At 30.5% G+C, this 3,729-nt stretch carries 3 protein-coding genes; all 3 read right to left on the bottom strand.

The window, feature by feature from the left end; genetic code table 11:
* Positions 1-293: 293 nt before the first annotated feature.
* On the bottom strand, positions 294-1,469 hold the full coding sequence (locus A9G34_RS06295; protein WP_034948638.1) for a hypothetical protein: 1,176 nt from the start codon (positions 1,467-1,469) through the stop codon (positions 294-296).
* A gap of 41 nt (positions 1,470-1,510) precedes the next feature.
* Entirely contained in the window at positions 1,511-2,731 is a 1,221-nt protein-coding gene (locus A9G34_RS06290) for an SH3 domain-containing protein (protein WP_034948641.1), read from the bottom strand.
* A partial coding sequence (locus tag A9G34_RS06285) for a L,D-transpeptidase (protein WP_065569219.1) occupies positions 2,728-3,729 on the bottom strand: 1,002 nt, incomplete at its 5' end. The genes A9G34_RS06290 and A9G34_RS06285, both read right to left, overlap by 4 nt.

The raw sequence follows: 3,729 nt of genomic DNA, 5'->3' as shown, positions 1-3,729 counted from the left end.
ACTTCTGCGTAATCCTTCCTTTAAATCCCTATCCGTAAAAGTCGGTGGCGGTAGGTCTTTTTTTCGTTGGGTTGAATATATTAGTGTGCCGGTTAAGATTTGCTGTAATTCTCGCATCGCCGGCGTGTAATCGGCTAAATCTAAGGTGGCAACGTTATTTTTGCTGATTTTATCAGATAATTCGCCTACCGTTGCCTTCTCTTCTATCGTTTTAAAACCTGACCAGTGCCATGGGGAAATCCCCCCTAAAATTGCTTTAATATCTATCGCTAGCCTATAACTACAACAATTTATTAGAAATGTTTATCCTTAAATTCTAATTGGCTAAGATGTATATACCCCGTTGTAGTTCTATCATTAGCTAAACCAACATATAACCATTCTTGTTTTTTTTCTCTATCAATAAATTTCGAATATAACTTGATCACATCAGTTTTATTCGGTAGTGTCATGATAATAGAAGATTTTATATCTGGCTTATTTAATAAGTTAACAACTTTTTCTGAAGACTTTGTATAATAGTGATTTTCCAATAATTCATCATGACTATAGGAAATTACTTTTTTTTTATCCTCTAAAACAGTTATACCCATGTTATAATATTCATTCTTCTCTAATCTCTCTTTTAACTGGTTATCTTTGTTAAAAAAATCCGTCAAGTATTGATAGGCTAAGTGTTGGCTACGTTCTAAAGTTTCACCATTATTTTGTAGCTGACTACGATATTTAATTAAATGAATTAATACTTTATCTTTAGTAGATTGTGGGATTCTTACCTTTTTCCCTTGTATACCAATGTCTTTATGTTCAACATTCCAATTAACAAATAAAGATATCAATAAACCACGAAAATAAGCTTTATCCAATAGCATGTCATTTAAAAAACGCTTTCTGTACCCTTTTAATTCGTTATTATAAAATAAAAAATGCCATTTATACTCGTCGGAAATATATGGATTCACAACAGCTGTTTCATAGAGTAAAGCATCATTTTCATAATTAAAGTTAATCACGATTTCAGGTAAATAATCATACTTATGATTTAATATATATTTTTTAGCAGAATCATCATCATTAAAAAGTAGTTTATTATAAGCAACTAACTGTTGAACATATTTATTATTTGAATTATCTAATATTCCATTCGCAAATGAATTCGTTAATAAGCAAGAATAAATAAATTTACCATTATTTGTTATGCCATAATAGTTATCTTCACCTGTATATGTTTGACAAATATTTTTATTCTTGCTGAGGCCAGTATCTGAACCAAAATAATCATCAATTTTTTGTTTAAATTCTTCTAAATTAATTAGTTGATAATGTTCTTGCTGAAGCATTTTTGAAATCATATTTATAGTTTTATCTGAATAATTAGCTGATGCAAACTCTGATTCTGTATCAGCCAACACATTTATTGAAAAAAGAGCGAGAACTATAATAAGTTTCTTTCCTATTTTGTTAATCATTATTATTTAACCTAGTTAATCATGTTTATTGATACATGCATTCAATTATTATCGTTATATTCTAATTGACTAAGATGAACATAACCCTTTATGGAGGGGGAATCCTTTAATTTGACATATAACCATTCACCTTGTACATTAATTTTGATAAGATCTATATCATTTAATAATTTATTTATAATCGGTGCTTTAGAATTTGGTTGGCTGCGGAAATTAATATAATTATCATTTGATTTCGTAATATAGTGATTTTCTATTAGTGTGTTTTTACTTTCCGAAATGACTTTTTGTTCTTCAGCGGATACTTTTAACCCCATATTATAAAAATTATTTTCCTTAAGCCTTGATTCAAGTTTATTATCTATTTCGTAAAAATTAATCAGGTATTGGTAGGCTTTACGTTGGCTATCGGTTAAACTTGTTTCCTCGCTCTGATGCTGACTTTGTAATTTAATCAGATGCAATAAAGCTTTATCTTGTGATGCTGAGGTAATCGTAATTTTTTTATTTTCTGAAATAGGAATTCCTGTTGGATAAATATACCAATTATCGGACAAATCTTTTAATAAAATTGAAATAACATGTTCTCCCGATTGTATATACAAATCATTTAATAAACGTTTCCGATATCCTTTTTGTGAATTGTTATAAAAAATGAAATGCCACATATTTCTCAGATCGTCATCCCATACAGGTAATGAGACCTCATATAACAAACTATTTTTTTCATAATTGAAATAAATCACAACTTCTTGCAACGAATTTTTCCGATTTGATAAAAAATAGTTTTTTACAAAAGTATCAGTATTATCATTAAAAAGTAATTTATTATAAGCAATAAGATGAGGAGAATACTCATTATTAGGGCTATTTAATAACTCTAAACCCTGCTTAGGAGTAAGCGGAACATCAAATCCTTTGTATTCACTCATCAGAAATGATTCTGTGTATGTTAGTAAAAAACGTCCATTCTTAGTAAAACAGCTATAATCATATTTACTAATCATATATTGACAATCAAATGTTATTGTATCCACATCAATACCAAAATAATCTAAACTTCTTTGTTTAAAGCTCTTTTCGCTAGGAATTTTATAACCTTTGCTTTTCAAAAAGTCAGAAACTATACTGACTTCTTCGGCAAAATCTCTTTCTGCCCATATATGCATTAATTGATCTAACTCTTCTTTTTCAGTTTGAGCTGAAACTATTAACGTAAAAAAAGCAAAAAAAACAAAACAGGGGATTTTATTTAGAATCATTGTGTTTTTACTCTCCCTTTTCTTACAGTGTCTTTAGGATCGGGAGCTAAACCATAATATTCATAAACATCTTTTATATCTCCAACATAATCTTCTATGTAACAATATATTGTTTTACCTTCACTTTTTAACCTAGTATACAAAGCCCCTAACTCTTTCATTGCTTCATTATAAACCCGAATACACCCATGAGTGTTCATAAGATTACCTAAATCTTCCAAAGATTTTCTATAATACCCTGAAGTATGCCCAGAATGTATGCCTATTCCATCTCGTCCATTTTTAGTTGCAGTTAAAAATTCACCACTATCTCCGATTAGTTCAATAAATCCATAATTACCAAAACTCCATTCACCTTTATGCCTATTTGGATAATATGTTGTCTTTGTCCTACCAGTAGGTGTATCGCCATCTCCACTTGCTTTTGTACGATTCGTATTAGTCCCAAGACAAAGTGCATGAGTTTTAAAATAAATTTCACTTCTATCAAATACAATTAAAGGCCCCTCTAATCCACGGTGCGAAGGTACAATGACATTTATATAAACCTCATTATCTTCTGGGATATATTTTTCATCAAATGTTGTTCTAGTTTTAATAACATTAAAATAATCTATCATCGCCACAGGATGAATAAACCATGCCTTGCCGTCTGCGGATAGATTGGATAGTTTAGGCGTATTGGCTTCTGTGTTTGCAGTTGAGTTTTGAGTTTGAGCTTGCGCCACTTTTTTCCACCACAGTGAGGGTTTAATGCGCTCTTCTTTTTCTAGTTGCCAGTTGCTTTTGACATATTCGTGCGCTTCGTCCACTTTTTTCATGGCAGAGTCTCGCTGATAAGGTAAGGTTAGTCCGAGTTTGTTTAACTCTTCTTCGATGATTTCTTTTTTTTGCTGTTTTTCTTGTTCATATAGGTTATCTATCTCATTCCATTTACTTAATTCTTCATCAGCATACCATTCACTTTCATATTTCACCAGTAAATGCCCTATCTGCTC

Origin of the sequence: Gilliamella sp. Choc4-2, assembly GCF_001690355.1 — a bacterium.
GTDB classification, from domain to species: Bacteria; Pseudomonadota; Gammaproteobacteria; order Enterobacterales; family Orbaceae; genus Gilliamella; species Gilliamella apicola_A.
This window is presented reverse-complemented; position numbering and strand designations above follow the sequence as displayed.

Coding starts and splice junctions, on each gene's coding strand:
- A9G34_RS06295 (WP_034948638.1), bottom strand. CDS start 1,469: ATGATTAACAAAATAGGAAAGAAACTTATTATAGTTCTCGCTCTTTTT.
- A9G34_RS06290 (WP_034948641.1), bottom strand. CDS start 2,731: ATGATTCTAAATAAAATCCCCTGTTTTGTTTTTTTTGCTTTTTTTACG.